The sequence below is a fragment of the Pseudomonas sp. GW823-FHT05G12 genome (assembly GCF_058795575.1).
In genome coordinates, this window is sequence record NZ_CM179501.1 from 5,980,957 (window position 1) to 6,001,287 (window position 20,331).

At 59.7% G+C, this 20,331-nt stretch carries 19 protein-coding genes; 9 read left to right on the forward strand and 10 right to left on the reverse strand.

What is annotated here, in order from left to right; translation table 11 throughout:
- Window positions 1-5: 5 nt before the first annotated feature.
- Complete coding sequence (locus tag AC3RCM_RS27190) at window positions 6-1,421, reverse strand: acetyl-CoA carboxylase biotin carboxylase subunit (protein WP_003253279.1); 1,416 nt, start codon at window positions 1,419-1,421, stop codon at window positions 6-8.
- A 189-nt stretch (window positions 1,422-1,610) separates the two neighbouring features.
- Between AC3RCM_RS27190 and AC3RCM_RS27195 the strand changes: the two genes are divergently transcribed.
- Window positions 1,611-2,573 (forward strand): LysR family transcriptional regulator, encoded by a 963-nt coding sequence (locus AC3RCM_RS27195; RefSeq protein WP_010955834.1) that lies wholly within the window; start codon window positions 1,611-1,613, stop codon window positions 2,571-2,573.
- Here the strand turns inward: AC3RCM_RS27195 and AC3RCM_RS27200 are convergent.
- A complete protein-coding gene (locus AC3RCM_RS27200) occupies window positions 2,515-2,733 on the reverse strand; it encodes a PA3496 family putative envelope integrity protein (RefSeq protein WP_061405728.1) in 219 nt (72 codons plus the stop codon). The genes AC3RCM_RS27195 and AC3RCM_RS27200 overlap by 59 nt on opposite strands.
- Window positions 2,734-2,945: 212 nt before the next feature.
- On the reverse strand, window positions 2,946-3,812 hold the full coding sequence (hexR, locus tag AC3RCM_RS27205) for a transcriptional regulator HexR (RefSeq protein WP_003253273.1): 867 nt from the start codon (window positions 3,810-3,812) through the stop codon (window positions 2,946-2,948).
- 103 nt (window positions 3,813-3,915) lie between these two features.
- Between hexR and zwf the strand changes: the two genes are divergently transcribed.
- The 4 genes from zwf to AC3RCM_RS27225 all read left to right on the forward strand — a co-directional run bounded on the left by zwf (window position 3,916) and on the right by AC3RCM_RS27225 (window position 9,266).
- Window positions 3,916-5,358, forward strand: coding sequence for a glucose-6-phosphate dehydrogenase (zwf, locus tag AC3RCM_RS27210; RefSeq protein ID WP_003253271.1), 1,443 nt, complete (start codon window positions 3,916-3,918; stop codon window positions 5,356-5,358).
- 213 nt (window positions 5,359-5,571) lie between these two features.
- Complete coding sequence (gene uvrD, locus AC3RCM_RS27215; protein ID WP_064491872.1) at window positions 5,572-7,758, forward strand: DNA helicase II; 2,187 nt, start codon at window positions 5,572-5,574, stop codon at window positions 7,756-7,758.
- Between the two features lie 132 nt (window positions 7,759-7,890).
- The gene (locus tag AC3RCM_RS27220) at window positions 7,891-8,745 is read left to right on the forward strand and encodes a Tim44 domain-containing protein (protein ID WP_003253268.1); all 855 of its coding nucleotides are present in this window, start codon (window positions 7,891-7,893) and stop codon (window positions 8,743-8,745) included.
- 113 nt (window positions 8,746-8,858) lie between these two features.
- A complete protein-coding gene (locus AC3RCM_RS27225) occupies window positions 8,859-9,266 on the forward strand; it encodes an SMI1/KNR4 family protein (RefSeq protein WP_010955839.1) in 408 nt (135 codons plus the stop codon).
- A gap of 155 nt (window positions 9,267-9,421) precedes the next feature.
- On the opposite strand, the gene AC3RCM_RS27230 is transcribed toward AC3RCM_RS27225, so the two are convergent.
- A complete protein-coding gene (locus AC3RCM_RS27230; protein WP_003253264.1) occupies window positions 9,422-11,182 on the reverse strand; it encodes a cation:proton antiporter in 1,761 nt (586 codons plus the stop codon).
- A gap of 339 nt (window positions 11,183-11,521) precedes the next feature.
- Between AC3RCM_RS27230 and AC3RCM_RS27235 the strand changes: the two genes are divergently transcribed.
- Entirely contained in the window at window positions 11,522-12,007 is a 486-nt protein-coding gene (locus tag AC3RCM_RS27235) for an acyl-CoA thioesterase (RefSeq protein WP_003253263.1), read from the forward strand.
- Here AC3RCM_RS27235 and pdxY read toward each other — a convergent pair.
- Window positions 12,004-12,876: a pyridoxal kinase PdxY gene (gene pdxY / locus AC3RCM_RS27240; RefSeq protein ID WP_003253261.1), complete on the reverse strand. Its 873-nt coding sequence runs from the start codon at window positions 12,874-12,876 to the stop codon at window positions 12,004-12,006. The two genes, AC3RCM_RS27235 and pdxY, sit on opposite strands and share 4 nt — an antisense overlap.
- A gap of 120 nt (window positions 12,877-12,996) precedes the next feature.
- On the opposite strand from pdxY, the gene AC3RCM_RS27245 reads away from it, so the two are divergent.
- Window positions 12,997-13,389 carry a DUF3301 domain-containing protein gene (locus AC3RCM_RS27245; protein ID WP_003253259.1) on the forward strand — a complete coding sequence of 131 codons (393 nt, stop codon included), beginning with the start codon at window positions 12,997-12,999 and terminating at the stop codon, window positions 13,387-13,389.
- On the opposite strand, the gene AC3RCM_RS27250 is transcribed toward AC3RCM_RS27245, so the two are convergent.
- Genes AC3RCM_RS27250 through zigA form a run of 3 tightly spaced genes read right to left on the reverse strand, consistent with a single transcriptional unit; the run spans window position 13,390 to window position 16,233 of the window.
- On the reverse strand, window positions 13,390-14,361 hold the full coding sequence (locus AC3RCM_RS27250) for a CobW family GTP-binding protein (RefSeq protein ID WP_492629291.1): 972 nt from the start codon (window positions 14,359-14,361) through the stop codon (window positions 13,390-13,392). It abuts the gene before it with no gap.
- A 40-nt stretch (window positions 14,362-14,401) separates the two neighbouring features.
- Complete coding sequence (locus AC3RCM_RS27255) at window positions 14,402-15,028, reverse strand: DUF1826 domain-containing protein (RefSeq protein WP_104886889.1); 627 nt, start codon at window positions 15,026-15,028, stop codon at window positions 14,402-14,404.
- Window positions 15,025-16,233: a zinc metallochaperone GTPase ZigA gene (gene zigA / locus AC3RCM_RS27260; protein ID WP_064491869.1), complete on the reverse strand. Its 1,209-nt coding sequence runs from the start codon at window positions 16,231-16,233 to the stop codon at window positions 15,025-15,027. Before zigA ends, AC3RCM_RS27255 begins: the two co-directional genes overlap by 4 nt.
- A gap of 114 nt (window positions 16,234-16,347) precedes the next feature.
- On the opposite strand from zigA, the gene AC3RCM_RS27265 reads away from it, so the two are divergent.
- A complete protein-coding gene (locus tag AC3RCM_RS27265; RefSeq protein WP_064491868.1) occupies window positions 16,348-16,728 on the forward strand; it encodes a hypothetical protein in 381 nt (126 codons plus the stop codon).
- A gap of 212 nt (window positions 16,729-16,940) precedes the next feature.
- On the opposite strand, the gene AC3RCM_RS27270 is transcribed toward AC3RCM_RS27265, so the two are convergent.
- Window positions 16,941-17,468, reverse strand: a complete 528-nt coding sequence (locus AC3RCM_RS27270) for a DUF3617 domain-containing protein (RefSeq protein WP_064491867.1) — start codon at window positions 17,466-17,468, stop codon at window positions 16,941-16,943.
- A gap of 132 nt (window positions 17,469-17,600) precedes the next feature.
- Here AC3RCM_RS27270 and cls point away from each other — a divergent pair, with 132 nt between their 5' ends.
- Window positions 17,601-19,040 (forward strand): cardiolipin synthase, encoded by a 1,440-nt coding sequence (gene cls, locus AC3RCM_RS27275; protein WP_492629292.1) that lies wholly within the window; start codon window positions 17,601-17,603, stop codon window positions 19,038-19,040.
- Between the two features lie 87 nt (window positions 19,041-19,127).
- Here the strand turns inward: cls and cfaB are convergent, their stop codons facing one another.
- On the reverse strand, window positions 19,128-20,312 hold the full coding sequence (gene cfaB / locus AC3RCM_RS27280) for a C17 cyclopropane fatty acid synthase CfaB (RefSeq protein WP_064491865.1): 1,185 nt from the start codon (window positions 20,310-20,312) through the stop codon (window positions 19,128-19,130).
- Window positions 20,313-20,331 lie beyond the last annotated feature (19 nt).

Sequence of the window (20,331 nt, forward strand, 5' to 3'; positions counted from 1 at the left end):
GTTCCTCACAGGCCTGCGTGGGCGGCGATGGCGGCGGCGATGGCCAGGGCCAGCTCTTCGGGTTTGCGCTTGATCGAGTAGTTGGTCAATTCAGGGTGGCTTTCGACAAAGCTGGTATTGAACTGGCCGCTACGGAATTCCGGATTGCGCAGGATTTCCTGGTAGTACGCGGCGGTGGTCTTCACCCCTTGCACGCGCATGTCGTCCAGGGCCCGCAGGCCGCGGTCCATGGCTTCTTCCCAGGTCAACGCCCACACCACCAGTTTCAGGCACATGGAGTCGTAGAACGGTGGAATGGTATAGCCGGTGTAGATCGCCGTGTCGGTGCGCACGCCCGGGCCGCCGGGGGCGTAGTAACGGGTGATCTTGCCGAAGCTGGGCAGGAAGTTGTTTTTCGGGTCTTCAGCATTGATACGGAACTGCAGGGCGTAGCCGCGGTGCTGAATGTCTTCCTGCTTGACCGACAGTGGCAGCCCCGAGGCGATGCGGATCTGCTCACGAACGATGTCGATACCGGTGATTTCCTCGGTAATGGTGTGTTCCACCTGCACCCGGGTGTTCATTTCCATGAAGTACACTTCGCCATCGGCGAGCAGGAACTCCACGGTACCGGCGTTCTCGTAATTCACCGCTTTGGCCGCACGCACCGCCAGGTCGCCGATGTAGGCGCGCTGCTCAGGAGTGAGCTGTGGGCTCGGGGCAATTTCGATGAGCTTCTGGTTACGGCGCTGGATAGAGCAGTCGCGCTCGAACAGGTGCACTACGTTACCGAAGCTGTCACCGAGAATTTGCGCCTCGATGTGCTTAGGGTTGACGATGCATTTCTCCAGGAACACTTCGGCCGAACCGAATGCCTTGGTCGCCTCGGAAATGACCCGTGGGAAGTTCTGTTCCAGTTCTTCGCGGCTATTGCAACGGCGAATACCACGGCCGCCACCACCGGAGGTGGCCTTGAGCATCACCGGATAACCGATGCGATCACCTTCGCTCAGGGCTTCATGAATATCGGCAACGTTGCCTTCGGTGCCCGGGGTTACCGGCACACCGGCGGCGATCATGGTGCGGCGCGCTTCGGTCTTGTCGCCCATACGGCGAATCACGTCGGCGGCCGGGCCGATGAACTTGATCCCGCGCTCGGCGCAAATTTCTGCCAGTTCAGCGTTTTCCGAAAGGAAACCATAGCCTGGGTGCAGGGCATCACAGCCGGTTTCCACAGCCAGGTTCACCAGCTTGCGCGGGTTGAGGTAACCGGCCAGCGGCTCGGCACCGATGCTGTGTGCTTCGTCAGCGCGCTTGACGTGCAAGGCATGCCGGTCGGCGTCGGAAAAGATCGCTACCGAGCGAATGCCCATCTCGGCGCAAGCACGCACGATCCGAACTGCGATTTCACCTCGGTTGGCGATCAGGATTTTTTTTATCACTGGAGTCTTCCCAAAGCCGTAGGAACAGTCGAGCCGGTTCTACCGGTCGGCGCGTGACCAGACGTTGCTGGCCAGTCGCGTATTCACCCTAGCGCTGTAGGTCGATAAACAAAAATCAATATTTGTTAGAGGCTGTATTAGCAAAAGCTTATAGTTGGGTAACAAGGTGTTGCCGAAGAGCTGATTAAAATGCGTAAGTCCTTGATGCGTATGACATTGCGTCAACTTCAGATCTTTAACGAGGTGTGCGATTTGCGGTCGTACAGCCGTGCTGCGGAGGAGATGGCGCTGACGCAACCCGCCGTTAGTCTACAGATCCGCCAGCTTGAAGAACTGATCGGCCAGCCATTGTTCGAGTACGTCGGCAAGAAGCTCTACCTGACCGAGGCGGCCGAGGCCTTGCAGCGCGCCAGCCACGATATCTTCGGGCGCCTGGAGAGCCTGGACATGCAGCTGTCGGACATGCAGGGCTCACTGCAGGGTCAGCTGAAACTGGCGATCGAGTCCAGTGCCAAGTACTTCGTGCCACACCTGTTCGCCGCCTTCAAGCAGCGTCACCCGGAAGTCAACCTGACCCTGACGGTGGTCAATCGTGCCCAAGCCATCCGCCGTCTTTCCGATAACCGCGACGACCTGATCATCATGTCGATGGTGCCGCAAGACATGGGCCTGGAGTTTCTGCCGTTCCTCAACAACCCGATCGTTGCGGTTGCGCCGCCACAGCACCCGCTGTGCAAGCTGGAGCAGTTGCGCATGCAGGACCTGGAGCCTCATACCCTGCTGGTCCGCGAGCAAGGTTCGGGAACACGCAAGGCGTGCGAAGAGTACTTCAAGGACAAGCGCGTGCATTTCGCCCAGACGCTTGAAGTAGCCTCGGCCGATGCCCAGCGCGAATGCGTGATCGCCGGGCTGGGGATCGCCCTGTTGACCCGTCACGCAGTCAACCTGGAATTGGCTACCGGGATGCTGAAGGAATTACCGGTCGAGGAGCTACCGCTGTACCGTAGCTGGTGCGTGGTGCAGGCCAAGGCCAAGCGGCAGTCGCCGGTGGCCTTGGCGTTTCTTGCATTCATACGCGGCGAACGTGCTCTTATCAGCGCGCTTGTTGAACGTTTTTCGGGGAAGTTGCCGCCGACGACTGCCATACCGTGAGTGCTTGCAGCTCGGGGTAGTCCGCCAGGTCGCGGAGCAATTGACGTTGGTCGCAATAGCTCTCGATCGCGCGGCGGTATTCCATACGGCGCTGATCCTTTTCCTGCTGCTTGCGAGCCTTGGCGTTGGGTTGGTACGTACCGTCGAAGTCACGAGCCATTGCCTGTCTCCCAGATAGTATGCGGGGGTTTCAGACTGGCCTTGATGGTTTACCGTTTGGCGGTGTAATGGTGACAGAATCGTGAATTTTCACTGCCTGTACCGGCCTCTTCGCGGGCTTGCCCCACTCACACAGGAATTGCACCGATTTATAGAAGTGCACAGTACCTGTGGGAGCGGGCAAGCCCGCGAAGACGCCAGTACAGGTTGAATTCAGTCGTCGGTAGCCTTGATCGACTTGGGCGACAGACGCAAGCTGCGCAAGCTGCGTTTCACGCTCTTCAGGTGGTTGACCAGGCTAGGCCCGCGCGCCATGGCAACGCCCATCGCCAGCACGTCGATCACCACCAGGTGGGCAATACGCGAGGTCAGTGGGGTGTAGATCTCGGTGTCTTCATGCACGTCGATCGCCAGGTTGACCGTCGATAGCTCGGCCAGCGGCGTCTGGCTGGGGCACAGGGTAATCAGGTTGGCGCCGCTCTCACGCACCAGGTTGGCAGTGATCAGCAGGTCCTTGGAACGGCCCGACTGGGAAATACACACCGCCACATCGCCCGGTTTCAGGGTAACGGCCGACATCGCTTGCATGTGCGGGTCGGAATACGCTGCCGCGCTGAGCAGCAGGCGGAAGAACTTGTGCTGGGCATCGGCCGCAACCGCACCGGACGCGCCAAAGCCATAGAACTCTACCCGCTGCGCCTGGGCCATGGCGCTCACGGCTTGTTGCAGCGCCTGCGGATCAAGGTGCTCGCGCACTTCCATCAGGGTGTGCAGGGTGGTGTCGAAAATCTTCAGGCTGTAGTCGGCGACCGAGTCGTCTTCGTGGATGGCGAACTGACCGAAGCTGGCCCCGGCAGCCAGGCTTTGCGCCAGCTTCAGCTTCAGGTCCTGAAAGCCCGAGCAGCCAATGGCCCGGCAGAAACGCACGATGGTCGGCTCACTGATACCCACGCTGTGCGCCAAATCGGCCATGGAGCTGTGCATGACGGCAGCCGGGTCGAGCAGCACGTGGTCGGCCACTTTCAGTTCCGATTTGCGCAGCAGGTGGCGCGATTGGGCGATATGTTGCAACAGATTCACAGGCTGGACTCGGTTATGATCGGCGTGCCGGGTTGTAGCTTTCTTGTAGTTATACTACATGGACGCCAACCCGCCCAGTTAAACGAACGTGGAGAGTGGTGGTTTGACTATTCCTTGCGACATTCTGGTCTTCGGCGGCACCGGTGATCTGGCCCTGCACAAATTACTTCCGGCGCTCTACCACCTGTTTCGCGAGGCCCGTCTGAACCCTGCCGTGCGGGTCATCGCACTGGCCAGACGCAACCTGCCACGCATCGACTATCTCAAGCTCGCCGAACGCCATTGTCGGGCGCAGATTGCCCGCAGCGACTTCGACGAAGAGGTGTGGCAGCGGTTTTCCGCGCGGGTCGACTACTTCCCGATGGATGCTTCACAGAGCGCCGATTTTGGCCGCCTGGCACGCTACCTGGGTGAACCCGGCGGGCTGACGCGCATCTTCTACCTCGCCACCGCCCCCAACCTGTTCGTGCCAATTGCCAACCACCTGCGCATTGCCGGGCTGGCAGACACCGAAGCGCGCATCGTGCTGGAAAAACCGATCGGCCATTCCCTGGAATCCGCCACTGCCATCAATGAAGCCATTGGCACGGTGTTTGAAGAAAGACAGGTGTTCCGCATCGACCACTACCTGGGCAAGGAAACCGTGCAGAACCTGATGGCCCTGCGTTTTGCCAATGCCCTGCTGGAGCCGGTGTGGCGCAACAACCAGGTCGACCATGTACAGATCAGCGTTTGCGAGACACTGGGCGTAGAAAACCGCGGTGCCTACTACGATCGCGCCGGGGCTATTCGCGACATGCTGCAGAACCACCTGCTGCAACTGCTTTGCCTGGTGGCCATGGAGCCACCCGCGCAGTTCGAGGCCGAAGCGGTACGCGACGAAAAGGTGAAAATCCTGCGCGCCCTCAAGCCGATCACCGGCCAGGATGTGCAGGACAAGACGGTACGCGGCCAGTATGGTGCCGGGCGTATCGGCGGCCAGGAAGTGCCGGCCTACTACTTTGAAAAGGACGTCGACAACGACAGCGATACCGAAACTTTCGTGGCCATCGAGGCGCACATCGACAACTGGCGCTGGGCGGGCGTGCCTTTCTATCTGCGCACCGGCAAACGCATGGCGCGGCGCGCTTCGCAGATCGTCATCCAGTTCAAGCCAGTGCCTCACGAACTGTTCAGCGGCGGCCAGGTCAACCAGTTGCTGATACAGCTGCAACCGGACGAACGCATCAGCCTGCGCATGATGACCAAGAGCCCAGGCAAGGGCATGCGCCTGGAACCCGTGGACCTGGACCTTAATCTGGCCCAGGTGTTCAGCCAGACTCGCCGCTGGGAAGCCTACGAGCGTCTGCTGCTGGATGTGCTCGAAGGTGATTCGACACTGTTCATGCGCCGCGATGAAGTGGAAGCAGCCTGGGCCTGGGTAGATCCAATCATCAAGGGCTGTGAAGAGCACTTCCAGGCGCCCCGCCCCTACCCGGCTGGCAGTTTCGGGCCCGAACAAGCCAACAGCCTGCTCGCCAGGCATGGCAGGCATTGGCATGGCTGAATGACCTGTGCGATGGCGCGATCTTTAATTCGAAACAGGAGCAGAAAAAGTCGAAGGTGCGAAATCCGTCGCTTGAAGGCCAGCGCCTGACCATGCCTCAGCCAGCTCGCGCAGGCCGTGACCTGGCCCCGGACCGATGAGCGGGATGCCGCCAGGTGAATATTCATACAGTAGATATTTGCCCCTCACCCGGCATCGCCCTAGAATGGCCCGATGCGCACAGACGACCTCTCTCTCCTGCTGAATTCCCTCAACGATGCCCAACGCCAGGCCGTAGCGGCCACGCTCGGGCGTCAACTGGTGCTTGCCGGCGCCGGTTCCGGTAAAACCCGCGTGCTGGTACACCGCATCGCCTGGCTGATCCAGGTCGAGCAGGCGTCGCCGCACTCGATCCTGTCGGTGACGTTCACCAACAAGGCCGCAGCAGAAATGCGCCAGCGGATCGAGCAACTGCTGGGCATCAACCCGGCAGGCATGTGGGTAGGCACCTTCCACGGCCTGGCCCATCGCCTGTTGCGGGCCCACTGGCAGGAAGCGCGGCTGGTGCAGAACTTCCAGATCCTCGACAGCGACGACCAGCAGCGCCTGATCAAGCGGGTCATGCGCGAGTTGGGCCTGGACGAGCAGAAGTGGCCGGCACGCCAGGCCCAATGGTTCATCAACGGACAGAAAGACGAAGGCCTGCGCCCGCAGCATATCCAGGCGGGGGGCGACCTGTTCCTGGCGACCATGCGCGAGGTCTATACGGCCTACGAGCAGGCGTGCGAGCGCGCCGGTGTCATCGATTTCTCCGAGCTGCTGCTTCGCGCCCTGGACCTGTGGCGTGACCACCCGGGCCTGCTGGAGCACTATCAGCGACGCTTCCGCCACGTGCTGGTGGACGAGTTCCAGGATACCAACGCCGTGCAGTACGCCTGGTTGCGCCTGCTGGCACGCGGTGGCGACAGCCTGATGGCGGTAGGCGATGACGACCAGTCGATCTACGGCTGGCGCGGCGCCAAGATCGAAAACATTCACCAGTACACCGCCGACTTCCCCGACGCCGAAATGATCCGCCTGGAGCAGAACTACCGCTCCACCGGCGGCATCCTCAAGGCGGCCAACGCGCTGATCGCCAACAACAGCGGGCGCCTGGGCAAGGAACTGTGGACCGACATGGGCGAAGGCGAACCACTGACCCTGTACGCGGCCTACAACGAGCACGACGAAGCGCGCTATGTCGTGGAAACCATCGAGAGCATGGTCAAGCAGGGCAATGCGCGCAACGAGATCGCCATCCTGTACCGTTCCAACGCCCAGTCGCGCGTGCTGGAAGAGGCCCTGCTGCGCGAGCGCATCCCCTACCGCATCTATGGCGGCCAGCGCTTCTTCGAGCGCGCCGAAATCAAGAATGCCATGGCTTACCTGCGCCTGATCGAAGGGCGTGGCAACGATGCCGCTCTGGAGCGGGTGATCAACGTGCCGCCGCGCGGTATTGGCGAAAAAACCGTCGAAGCCATCCGCGAGCACGCCCGCCACAGCCAGCTGTCCATGTGGGAGGCCATGTGCCAGCTGATCGCTGCCAAGGCCCTGAAAGGCCGCGCCGCCAGTGCCCTGGGGGCCTTTATCGAGCTGATCGAGGGGCTGGCTGCCAAGGTTGTGGACATGCCGCTGCATACCATGACCCAGACCACCATCGAACAGTCCGGCCTGATCACCTATCACCAGGAAGAAAAGGGTGAAAAGGGCCAGGCACGGGTAGAAAACCTTGAGGAACTGGTCAGTGCGGCGCGCAACTTCGAGTCCACCGACGAAGACGCAGACCTTTCCCCGCTCTCGGCCTTCCTTGGCCACGCCTCACTCGAAGCTGGCGATACTCAGGCTGACGAGCATGAAGACAGCATCCAGCTGATGACCCTGCACAGCGCCAAAGGCCTTGAGTTCCCATATGTGTTCCTGGTGGGCATGGAAGAAGGCTTGTTCCCGCACAAGATGAGCCTGGAAGAACCCGGCCGCCTGGAAGAGGAACGACGCCTGGCCTATGTAGGCATCACCCGCGCCATGCGCCAGCTAGTCATGACCTATGCCGAAACACGCCGCCTTTATGGCAGCGAGACTTACAACAAGGTGTCGCGTTTCGTACGTGAAATTCCGGCAGGCCTGGTTCAGGAAGTACGCCTGTCCAACAGCGTCAGCCGCCCGTTCGGCGGGGCCAAGACGGCCACCAACAGCAACCTGTTCGCCAATGCCAGCATTCCGCAGACCGCGTTCAACCTTGGCCAGCGTGTGCAGCATGCGGTATTCGGCGAAGGTGTGATCCTCAACTTCGAGGGTTCTGGCGCTCAGGCGCGGGTGCAGGTGAATTTTGCCGAAGGTAGCAAATGGCTGATGCTGGGGTATGCCAAGCTCGAGGCTGTCTAAAGCCCGCAAGGGTCGGGCCTGCCAACTTTGTAACATTCAAGCAAAAGCTCGAAACACTATGTCGCTGGTCATGTGCCCGGGAACCTGTGCACCATGACGCGCGTGCAATCCACAACAGGGGATATCCCACTTATGCAACGTTTTCTTAGCATCGCACTGGCGCTCTGCGTCGGCCTGACGCTGAGCCTGGACGCCAGCGCCAAGCGTTTCGGCGGCGGCAAGAGCTCGGGCTCCGCGCCTATCCACCAGACCCGCCAGGCTACGCCAACCACGCCTGCTGCCGCGCCGACCGCACCTGGCCGTGCACCGGCTGCCGCCAGCGGTGCTTCGCGCTGGTTGGGCCCACTGGCCGGCCTCGCCGCCGGTGGCCTGCTGGCTTCCATGTTCATGGGCGACGGTTTCGAAGGCTTCCAGATCATGGACTTCCTGATCGTGGCGCTCATCGCCTTCCTCGTGTTCCGCTTCATCGCCGCGCGCCGTCGCCAGCAGCAGCCACAAATGGCCATGCCAGGCCATGCGCCGATGCAGCGTGAGGCTCACGCGCAGCCTGCGCAGCCGTCGATTTTCGGTGGTTCGGCGGCACCTGCTGCCGCAGCCGCACCGGTGATCAACGCGCCGGCCTGGTTCAACGAGCAGAGCTTCCTGGCGGCAGCCCGTAACCACTTCCAGTCGCTGCAGCAGCACTGGGATGCCAATGAAATGGACAAGATCAGCGAGTTCGTTACCCCGCAAATGCTTGAGTTCCTCAAGCGTGAGCGTGCTGAGCTGGGTGATGGCTTCCAGTCTACCTACATCGATAACCTGGAAGTGCAACTGGACGGTGTCGATGACCGCGCCGACCGCACCGACGCTACCCTGACCTTCCGTGGCGTGTCGAAGAATTCGCGCTTCGACCAGGGCGAAGTGTTCAGCGAAAGCTGGCACATGGTTCGCGCCCAAGGCGAGAACCAGCCTTGGCTGGTAGCCGGTATCCGTCAGAACGGCTAACCGCTGCGTGCTAAACACAGAACCCCGGGCTTGCCCGGGGTTTTTGCTTTTGCCAAAGTGGACTACTAGGGTATAAGGCGCAGCGTTGTCATCTAGGTCAGAGGAAGTGAACCGTGGAAGAAGTGATCGAACAACTCCGTGAAGCGAATGAGCCGGTACCGGTGCCCCTGGAGCTTCCCGACGAAGACCAGCTGGTAGAAATCGAAGAGCAGCTGTTCATCAATATTCCATTCGTGTTCAAAGAGTTTCTGCTGACCGTAAGTGATGTGGTTTACGGCTCCCTTGAGCCAGTTACCGTCACTGATCCGCACTCGCACACCTACCTGCCAGATGTGGCCTCCAACGCTTGGGATGCCGGCGTACCGCGCGACCTGATTCCGCTGTGCCAGGACGGCGACAATTACTATTGCGTGGAAGAAGATGGCACCGTGGTGCTGTGGGATGCCGAAGAGGAAGGTGTCGGCGAAGACAGTTGGGAATCGGTGTGGCACTGGGCGCGAGATGTTTGGCTGGAGAGCTGATCGCTAACGCCCTTATAGATGCGCGATTTGAGGCAGGAAAATGACGTCTTAGCGACTCAAGGTCGTTAAAATCGCCAGGCTTTTTGCGCCTGGCGACATCGCTATAATCCCATCTCCTCGGGCGGGCGAGATACCTTGCCCAGGGCGTAACCCCCTCAGTGCGAGTTCTCGCGACTGTTCTCCAGCGTCTCCAGCAACGCGATCTGCATGCGCGTGTGCACGCGGATAAACCAGCGCCACAACAACGCCACCACCACCGCAGCTACCACGGCAATCACCAGCAGCAATTCGCTGGTGGGCAGAATGCTGGCGGACAATGCCGACAGCAGCAGGAAAATCACCAGCAGCGACAACAGCGGGATCACTTCGGCGATCACACGGCGCACGCGCTGGGTATGTCGCCCGGCCATTTCCGGCTTCACGCCCATCTCTGCCAGCAGCATCGAGAGTGCTTTTAGCTTGCGGTACGCGGCGATCAGGAATGGCAGTGACAGCAACAACGCTGCCCCCCAAATGACGGCCTTCTGCTGGCTGACATCGCTGACCCACTCGCTGAGCCAATTGCCGATACGCCCTGCAAAGTAGCCGCCACTGAAGAAAATGGCGATCACCAGCGCCAGGTTCACCCCCACCTGCAACAGGATGCGCCGGATCATCGCCGCCAGCATGGCACTCTCGCCCTGCGGCTGGATGTTGCGTAACCACTCGCCATACAACGACAACACGCGTGCGAGGCGGGCGGGCACCACATTGCCCAGTTTCTGCGACAACGGGTCAGCCGCGCGGATCAGATAGGGTGTCAGCAACGTGGTGATTGCCGATACCGCCACCGCCACCGGGTAAAGGAAGTCGCTGGTCACCTGCAGGGTCATGCCCAGCGCGGCAATGATGAAGGAGAACTCGCCGATCTGCGAAAGCCCCATGCCCACACGCAAAGACGTACGCCCGTCATTGCCGGCAATGAACGCCCCCATGCCGCAAGACAGCATTTTGCCCAGCACCACCGCCAGAGTGATGACAACGATAGGCCAGGCATAGTCGATCAGTACCTGAGGGTCGATCATCAGGCCGATGGCGACGAAGAAGATGGCACTGAACAGGTCGCGTACAGGCTCGATCAGACGTTCGATCTTCAGCAACTGGCGTGATTCGGCCATGATTGCGCCAATCAGGAAAGCGCCTAGCACCATGCTGTACTCCAGCTTCACAACCAGCAGGCAGAAGCCGAAACACAGGCCCAGAACAGTGATCAGCAACATTTCGTTGCTTTCGAACTTGGCGACATAGGCCAGTAACCGCGGTACCAGCAAAATACCGATGACCAAGGCGACGATCATGAACAGCGACAGCTTGCCGACAGTGGAGAACACTTCGCCCGAGCTGACCGTGCCGCTGACTGCGATGCCCGACAGCAGGGCAATGATACCGATACCCAGAATGTCCTCGACGATCAGCACGCCGAAGATCAGCTGGGCAAAGCGCTCGTTCTTCATCTTCAAGTCGTTGAGCGCCTTGACGATGATGGTGGTGGAGGAAATCGCCAGGATGGCGCCCAGGAACAGTGAATCCATGGTGCTCCAGCCAAACCAGCGGCCAATCTCGAAACCGATCCAGATCATCAGGACGATTTCCAGGAACGCTGCGATAAACGCCGTGGCACCGACCTTGAACAGCTTGCGCAAGCTGAACTCGAGCCCCAGGCAGAACATCAGGAAGATCACCCCCAGTTCGGCGAGGGTCTTGATGGTGTCTTCGTCATGAATCAGGCCGAACGGCGGAGTGTGCGGGCCAATGATGAAGCCGGCGACAATGTAGCCCAGCACCACCGGCTGCTTGAAACGGTGAAAAAGAATGGTGACCACGCCAGCGACCAGCATGATGACTGCCAGGTCCTGGATGAAGCTGATGGCATGCATGGCGTGATACTCCTTTTCTCGTCTTGTGAATGCCTGGGCAGACCGCTCCTCTGCCGAGGCAAACCTGAGCGAGCAGCAAGTACATACTGTATTGAATCCGGGAACACCCATGTTGCATGGGCGTACTCAGGTTAACATCGCACTCCGCCGCAAAAAGCCAGTGCAATATGCAGAAACAGATCGGCTGGAAAAGCGCCGCTGATGGCATGATCAGCGTGACGATGATGCGCCAGCCAACGTCCCGTATCAGCAAGGCACATTCAAAAGAGGGGAAGAGCAGTGTCAGCAGATAACGCCCTCCATTCGCCCGATTCAGCGCAACCTCACCGTGAGCACACTATGGAACCTGGAAACGCCCAGCTGAGCATGACCGTCCTGATGACCCCGGACATGGCCAACTTTTCTGGCAACGTACATGGCGGCACCCTGCTCAAGTACCTCGACGAAGTGGCTTATGCATGCGCCAGCCGTTATGCCGGCAGTTATGTGGTGACCCTGTCGGTCGACCAGGTGATCTTCCGTGAACCCGTGCACGTGGGTGAACTGGTGACCTTCCTGGCGTCGGTCAACTACACCGGCAACACTTCGATGGAAGTTGGCATCAAAGTGGTGACCGAGAACATTCGCGAGCGCTCGGTGCGCCATTCCAACAGCTGCTTCTTCACCATGGTCGCGGTCGACGACAACCGCCGCCCGGTGCCGGTGCCACCACGCCAGCCGCACAGCAGCGAAGAAAAGCGCCGCTTCCTGCAAGGCCAGCAGCGCCGGCAGATCCGCCAGGAACTGGAAAAGCGCTATCAGGACTTGAAAACCGACGCCATTTAAAGCGCCAGTAACTGCGCTTCGAAGCGCACCCGTGGGTGCGCAATGCGGTCCTGGGCCCGTACCAACTGCAATTCGTAGCTGGCGCAGGCCTGGGTTTCCAGCAGCACTTCATGCACTGCCGCAGCCGTGAATTCGAATGCCTGCACCCAGCTGTCGCCGAGCAGTACACGCGCCAGGAACAAGCCTGAGGTCAGGTCACCCACCCCCACCGGCTGACGCGGAAACGCCAGCAGTGGGCGGCGCAAGTGCCAGCTGTGCTCGGCGGTCACCAGCAACATTTCGAACTGTTCTTCGGCCCGCCCGGGGTACGCCAGGTGCTTGACCAGTACAACCTGCGGCCCACGCTGCAGCAGGCTGCGCGCCATGTTCACGCAATCCTCCAGCGACTGGGCGCGGCGCCCACAGAAACTGTCCAGCTCCAACTGGTTGGGGCACAGGATGTCCGCTGTGGCTGCAGCCTCGTCAAGCAGAAACTCACTGACTTCGGGCGGCACGATGCAGCCCTTTTCCGGGTGCCCCATGACCGGGTCGCACAGGTATAACGCTTTTGGGTTTACCGCCTTGATCCGCTCGACGCCGGCCAGGATCGCTCGCCCTTGTTCGGCACTGCCCAGGTAGCCGGAAAGCACTGCATCGCAGTGGCCCAGCTCGCCGATATTGGAAATGCCTTCCACCAACGCAGGAATTTGCGCTGGGGCAAGCACTTCACCCGCCCACTGGCCATACTGTGTGTGATTGGAGAACTGCACGGTATTGAGCGGCCAGGCATTGACCCCGATACGCTGCATGGGGAATACCGCGGCGCTGTTGCCGGCGTGGCCGAACACCACGTGGGACTGAATGGCGAGCAGGTGCGGGGTACGTTTCATGCGGGAGGTTTCCAAAGCTGTTTCTAGGATTGTGCGCAGCGCAGTATGAACTCGATTGCTACCTGTACGACAGGCCAGGAACGCAGTTAAGCTGGATCTACCTGTTTGGAGCATATGCAAATGTTGACCCTGGAGAACCTCTTCGTCCTGATGCTGGTAGCCACGGCAGGCGCCTGGTTGTGGCACAACCATGGGTTGCGTGAAAAGGCCCTGGAACGGGTCAAACAGCATTGCGCCAAACTCGACCTGGAGTTGCTTGACGATGCCGTAGCGCTCAAGCGCATCGCCTTTGTCCGGGATGCCAATGGCCGCAAGCGCCTGGCACGCGTCTATGCCTTCGAATTCACCGTCACGGGTGAGCAACGTCACCCCGGCACCGCGACCCAGTTCGGCGCCCACAGCGTGCAGATCGAACTGGCGCCCTACCCGTTCGAAATCAAGACCCCACCACGCGCCGACAACGTCATAGAGATGCAGCAATGGCGCCAGGAGCACAACCGCTGGCGCAACTGATCAACTGACGCGACATTCATTCAACCCGGCTTGCAACGCGGGTTGCGGTTGCGGCTGATCGAAAATCAGCTCGATACGGCTGTCCCTGCGCCAGTCACTGGGCTGCCAAGCGGGCATATCCCCATTCAGCCCATTGAATGACCACCAGCCCTCCATGCTGTGGATAACTCCCTTGGCCCGTCGCCATGGCAAAGCAGACAAGAAAGCTTTCAGCCGCTGTGGATAAAACTCTTGGCCAGGGTGCCACCGCCAGCCAATACTCCAACCGCCCTCCCCTTGCTGGGCAAGGCAGATAGGCTGACGGGGGTCTGCCCACAATACTGCGGGGGCTATTCCAAAATTGTCGACAATCTGGTTTTCCAGTAATGAGCTGTCAACAATCTGTGTAGATGCCGTCGGGAGGCCGGACAGAGGCAGTTGCCCTTGCACGGTCCACACGATGCTCTTTTCTTTAAATTTATTAGTTATCAACAACTTATGTTGTTCATCCACAGCCTCTGATTTATTGAAAACCACGTGTTCAGAGGCATTGAAAGCCTGCTGTTGAGCCTCTGGAAGCGGCTTGTTTCGAGCCATGGCCTGGGCATCCACAACCATCAAGAGTGGCTGAATTGTCAGCACTCCAACCCAAGGCGCTTGTTGCAACTGAGCCAGCAGCTGCAACGGATGGCCCAGGCCGGAAGGTTCGATAAACAGCCGGTCAGGCCGCGATTTGCGTAGCAATCGGCCCAGGCCCACCTGGAACGGCATGCCGTTGACGCAGCACAGGCAGCCGCCTGCAACCTCGCCGATGGCGATGCCGTCCTCGTCACGGCTAAGTAAGGCTGCATCCAGGCCGACAAGGCCGAACTCGTTGATCAATACCGCCCAGCGCTCGTTTGCGGGTCGCTGGGCCAGCAGTTGACGGATCAAAGTGGTCTTGCCAGCACCCAGCGGGCCAGCAATTACATGGGTGGGAATGTTCTGCAACATGGCGTGGCTTCAGGCGGCGGTGATGCCTCACTATGCGCTGTCAGGCCAGCCAGTCAAGGCTGAGCAGCAAACGCCCCTGCTGTGCCGAAGGGGACCGATGAACCAGGCCTGCCCCTTCATTACCCTGCCATTTTTCACCTTTGAGTATCGCCACCTCACCGGCTTGCAGTTGCTGGATGTTATCCACAGATGGTTTAGCTGTGTGTAACTCACCACGACCGCTATCCCGTTCTTGCAACCATTCGCTACCTGGGCCGACGTAGGTGGTGAGCAGGCGCAAAGGTACGTTATCCACATGGAAGCGTGGACACATGGGACCGTCCAGAACGCGCAAGCGCAAACCGACCCGACGTGCGCCAACCAGGCAGGTATAAGCCGCCACCAACCAGGTCACATCAGCAACGAAAGCTTCATATCCATGCAAATCCGCCGCTTCACGCAGCAGATCTGGCAATACCGGCTTCTGTTCCTCGTCCACATCAATTACCCGCTGATCAGCCAAGGGCTGGCCAAGGCTGATCACCAGTGCGGCAAAGTCCTCCAGTTGGGCCGGCAAGCGCCGCCGCCATACGGCCAGGTTCACGCCATCCTGCAGCACTTCGGCCAGCACCTGGGGCGTCTCGCCAAACACCTGAAAGATATCCACAGGTCGGTGCGCCAGGTTCATGCTGCCGCCTCCTCATGCCATGGGCCAAATGGGTCAGGTAGGCGCAACCAGCCCATGTGGCCCAAGTCCATTTCTTGATCCGTCAACAGGCATGCATCGAGGGCTGTGGATAATTTTTCGAAGTCGATATTCTGCCCGATAAACACCAACTCCTGTCGGCAGTCACCGGTGTCGGCGGTCCAGTGTTTCAAGATCGCATTCGTGTTATCCACATCCTGTGGCCACTGCTCGCGTGGCACGAAGCGCCACCAGCGGCCAGCCAGACCATGGCGCATCATGCCGCCCGCTTGCGACCAGCTGCCAGCTTCCTGATATTTGCTGGCCAACCAGAAAAACCCTTTGGAACGCAGCAGCCTTCCGTTTTCCCAGTCCTTGTGGATAAAGTCGTAAAAGCGCTGTGGATGAAGCGGGCGTCGGGCCTGCCAGGTCATGGCCGCGATTCCGTACTCTTCGGTTTCTGGTACATGTTCACCGCGCAGCTCCTGCAACCAGCCTGGTGCCTGGGCCGCCTGATCGAAGTCGAACAGCCCGGTGTTGAGGATACGTGCCAACGGCACTTGGCCCATGACCATGGGTACGATCTGCGCTCGGGCATTGAGACTGCGCAAAATAGCGATGAGTTCTTCGCGCTCATGTTGGCTGATCAGGTCGATCTTGCTCAGCAGCAGCACATCTGCGAACTCGACCTGCTCGATCAGCAAATCACTGATCGACCGCTCGTCTTCTTCGCCCAACGTTTCGCCGCGGCTGGCTAGGCTGTCTGCTGCTTGATAGTCGCGCAGGAAGTTCAAGCCATCGACCACGGTGACCATGGTGTCCAGTCGCGCCATATCGGACAGACTGCGACCCTGCTCGTCGCGGAAAGTGAAAGTCTCAGCCACTGGCAGTGGCTCAGAGATACCGGTGGACTCGATCAGCAAATAATCGAAACGCCCCTCTTCGGCCAGTCGCGCAACCTCCTCAAGCAGGTCTTCGCGCAACGTGCAGCAAATGCAGCCGTTGCTCATCTCGACCAGTTTCTCTTCAGCGCGGTTGAGGCTGACATTGCGCTGCACCTCACTGGCATCGATGTTGATTTCACTCATATCGTTGACGATTACCGCCACCCGCAGGTTGTCGCGGTTGCGCAGCACATGGTTGAGCAGCGTGCTCTTGCCGGCGCCCAGAAAGCCGGACAGCACGGTGACGGGAAGACGATTGGACATGGCGAACCTCTTCAGGCAGACGCATTCGAAACGATGCATTGCATAATGTTATAAGATAACAATACACTTTCGCCAAGTGGTTCTCGACGGACGAGTGCTCACAGAGGATGAAAAATGAATTTGCCACGCGTCATGGCATTGCTGTTACTCACCATGCCTGCTTCGCTGTTGGCCATGCCACAAAACCAAACACTGGTCCTTTGTACGCGAAGTGCGACGCTGCTCGCTTGCCAGGACGGCAAAGGCACTTACTACAGTGTGCGTACTGAAGGCAGCACCTTCTACCTTCGCGGCTACGACTTCAGCAGCCGTCGGCTGTGGGCACAAACCAACAGCCGCTATGGCACATTGACTTTTTTTACCGGCCTGGCCAGCGATGGTGAGGCCTGGGTGGGTTACAGCCGCCGCGTAGGCTGGACCACCTTGAACCGCGTATCCAGTTCCAGCGGGGAGCGCTTCAAGCTGCATTGCAGCTTGATCGAGGGGTGCCGTTGACGCCTCCTTTCATTTTGAACGCTTTTTCTCTGCTGCCTATTTTGTAAGTCAGCTTCGAGCACGCGCTGAAAACACCAGCCTTGACCAGCCCTTTGTCAGACCGAAAAGCTATGCCGTAACCGCGTCGAGGCAAGGATCGAAATGAAATGTTCCACGTGGAACTATCCGAGCCTGCATGCCCACGACGCGGTTGCCACTCACCAGTGTGAATTTCAGCTGCGCGGTTTGACCGTCCCGCAGTCATTGCCTAGCCACACCGCACGCGTGTTCATGCTGCCTTGCTGCTGCACACCCGAAGCGTTGAACGTGCCACTGACCTGGGTGGTGAATTCCCGATCACTGAGGAATGTAGCCTGGCCATTACCCTGTGCTTTCGGGCAACTGAACTGGAATTTCCACACGTTACCGGTACGGTCGGTAATCTTCTGCGTGCAGCCCGATTTCGGGTCCTGCAGCGGAATGTCATTCGTTGCCACCTGTTCCGGCGTCAGGCACGAACGCACCCCCTTACCACCTACACTGACCCCTTGTTTGGCCAACACCCCTTCCATCATTGCACGCTGCTCTGGCGGCAGGTTCTTCAACTGGCCGAGCATGAATTCCATGTCGGGTAGCGGCTTGCCATCGACCTGCATGTTGCTGGTGGTCAGCTCCCACAACCCCGGTTGCAGCATCTGGGCTTGTACCAGTGGACTGCTCATGCCTAGGGCCAACGCCAACAGTGGCAGACGAATCTTCATGGACGAACGCTCCTGGAAAAAAGCCGGTCAAACGGGCCGGACTGAGCCTTAGACGCCAAATCCGCCTGCGGGTTGCAGGCGGACCGGGAACGTGTTCTGTTACCTCAAGTGTACTCGGCAAGCAGGATGCATATGGATTACCACAGCCCCTACTTCTTTGGTTACCTACTCGGCCTGATCCATCTGCTGGGTATTGTCGCCGCACTGCATGCGCTGTTCACCGTGCGGACAGCTCAGGGTGCCATTGCGTGGGCGATGCCCTTGCTCTTCATCCCCTACCTCACCTTGATCCCCTACCTGATCTTCGGCGCCCGCTCGTTCTACGCCTACATCAAGGCTCGGCGTCAGGCCAACCAGGAAATGCACGTGGCCATGGCCAACCTCAACTGGCGACCTTGGGTTGAAGAAGCCCTTACCGCCCGCGAGTCCGAAAGCTACGCCGCGTTGCGAGCGATGCCCAAGCTGGGTCGCATGCCATGCCTGGCAAATAACCAGGTAAAACTGCTGATCAATGGCAAGGCCACCTTCGATGCCATCTTCGCAGCCATCGAAAAAGCACGCGATGTGGTATTGGTACAGTTCTTCATCATTCATGACGACACCCTCGGCAAGGCACTGCAGCAACTCTTGCTACGCAAAGCCGCCGAAGGCGTGCAGGTGTTCATGCTGTACGACCGTGTCGGTAGCCATGCCTTGCCGTCCAGCTACAGCCAGGTGCTGCGTGACGGCGGTGTACAGATCCACGCATTCGCCACCCGTCGCGGCTGGTTCAATCGCTTCCAGGTGAACTTCCGCAACCATCGCAAGATTGTGGTGGTGGATGGGTTGCTCGGCTTCATCGGCGGCCACAATGTGGGAGACGAGTACCTGGGTGAACATCCACAGCTTTCCCCCTGGCGTGACACCCACGTACAGATCAGCGGACCGGTGCTGGCCTGCTTGCAAGAGTCGTTCGCTGAGGACTGGTACTGGGCCACGCGCCAGCTACCGCCGCTGATCCTGCCCGATACGTACCCGGATAACGGCGTACTGTGTCAGGCCCTGGCCAGCGGCCCGGCAGACCCACAAGAAACCTGCTCGCTGTTCTTCCTTGAGGCGATTCATTCGGCCACCCGCAGGGTGTGGATCACCAGCCCCTACTTCATCCCTGACGAGGCCGTGTTCGCCGCCTTGCGGCTGGCGGTACTACGAGGAGTCGATGTGCGGGTGCTCATCCCGTCACGGCCGGACCACCGCATCGTCTACGCTGCCTCCAGCCTGTTTGCCTTCGAAGCGGTGCGCGCGGGGGTACGTATGTTCCGTTACCAACCCGGGTTTCTGCATCAGAAGGTGGTGCTGGTGGATGATGACGTCAGCGCGATTGGGAGTGCCAACCTGGACAACCGATCGTTCCGCCTGAACTTCGAGATTACCCTGCTGACAGTCGATCGCGGCTTCGCCGACCAGGTCGAGCACATGCTCCAGGAAGACTTCGAACAAGCGCGGGAAATTACTTCAGAAGACACCCAAGATACCCATCGACTGCAGCAATTGGGGATGCGGATTGCGCGGCTGATATCGCCGATTCTTTAGGGTGAGCACACCCGTTGAAAGCGGCCTTTTCGCGCTAAAGGCCGCTCCTGCGCAGCCCGCCCTATCAGGGCGGTGACACTTACGATTTCAACGGTACAGGTCTTCCCGCGTCCAAGGCAGGTCATGATGCCCGTCGGCGTATGGCTTCACGGCCAATATCTGGTGCAGGTTGATCCAGCCCTTCTGAAAGGCGTAGGCGCACCCGGCCAAGTACAAACGCCAGATCCGCAGGGTCTTCTCAGGCACCAGCGCTGCCGCCTTGTGCAACTGGTTCTCCAGGTTCTCGCTCCAGTGGTGCAAGGTTTTAGCGTAGTGCAGGCGCAGGCTCTCCACGTCCACCACCTCCAGCCCGGCTTCACAGATACTGGCGCTGATCATCGACAGGTGCGGCAGCTCGCCGTGGGGGAATACATAGCGATCGATGAACTCACCCGCCCCACGCCCGACCGGTCGGCCATCGACGTGCTTGGCAGTGATGCCGTGGTTCATCACCAGCCCCCCTTCCCTCACCGCCCCGAACAGCTTCTGGCAGTACAGCGCCAGGTTGGCATGCCCGACATGCTCGAACATACCCACGCTGACAACCTTGTCGAAGCGACCATCCTGGGGCAGATCGCGATAATCGAGAATCTGCAGCTCGACCTTGTCGGCAAGCCCTTCCGCTTGCACACGCTTGCGGCCGAGCTTCAATTGCTCCTTGCTCAGGGTAATGCCGAACACCTTGGCGCCATATTCACGGGCAGCGAACCGCGCCAGCCCGCCCCAGCCACAGCCAACATCGAGCAGGTAGTCACCGGCATCCAGACGCAGCTTGCGGCACAGGTGGTCGAACTTGTCCTGCTGCGCCTGGTCGAGCGTATTGTCCGGCTCACGGAAGTAGGCGCAGGAATAGGCCATGTCCTGGTCCAGCCAAAGCTGGTAGAACGCGTTGGACACGTCATAGTGGTAGGAGATTGCCTTGGCGTCGGTGCTCTTGTCATGAGACACACGTGGCGGCGGCGTTTCATCCTCATCCGCCAGCAGCGCTTCGCTCAGCTCGTCGCACACGCGGATGGCCTCACCGATATCGCCTTCCAGCTCCAGCTTGCCTTCGACGAATGCGGTGCCTAGCTGGTCCATGCTTGGGTGGGTCAACTGGCTGATCAGCTGCGGCTCCTTCACCAGAATGGTGACCTGAGGACTAGGCCCAAGATCAAACTGGTTACCGTCCCACAGCTTCAGCCTCAGCGGCAGATGCAAGCTCTGCAATGCAGGTGGAAGTTGAGCAAGCATGAAACACCCCTTCTGTCCT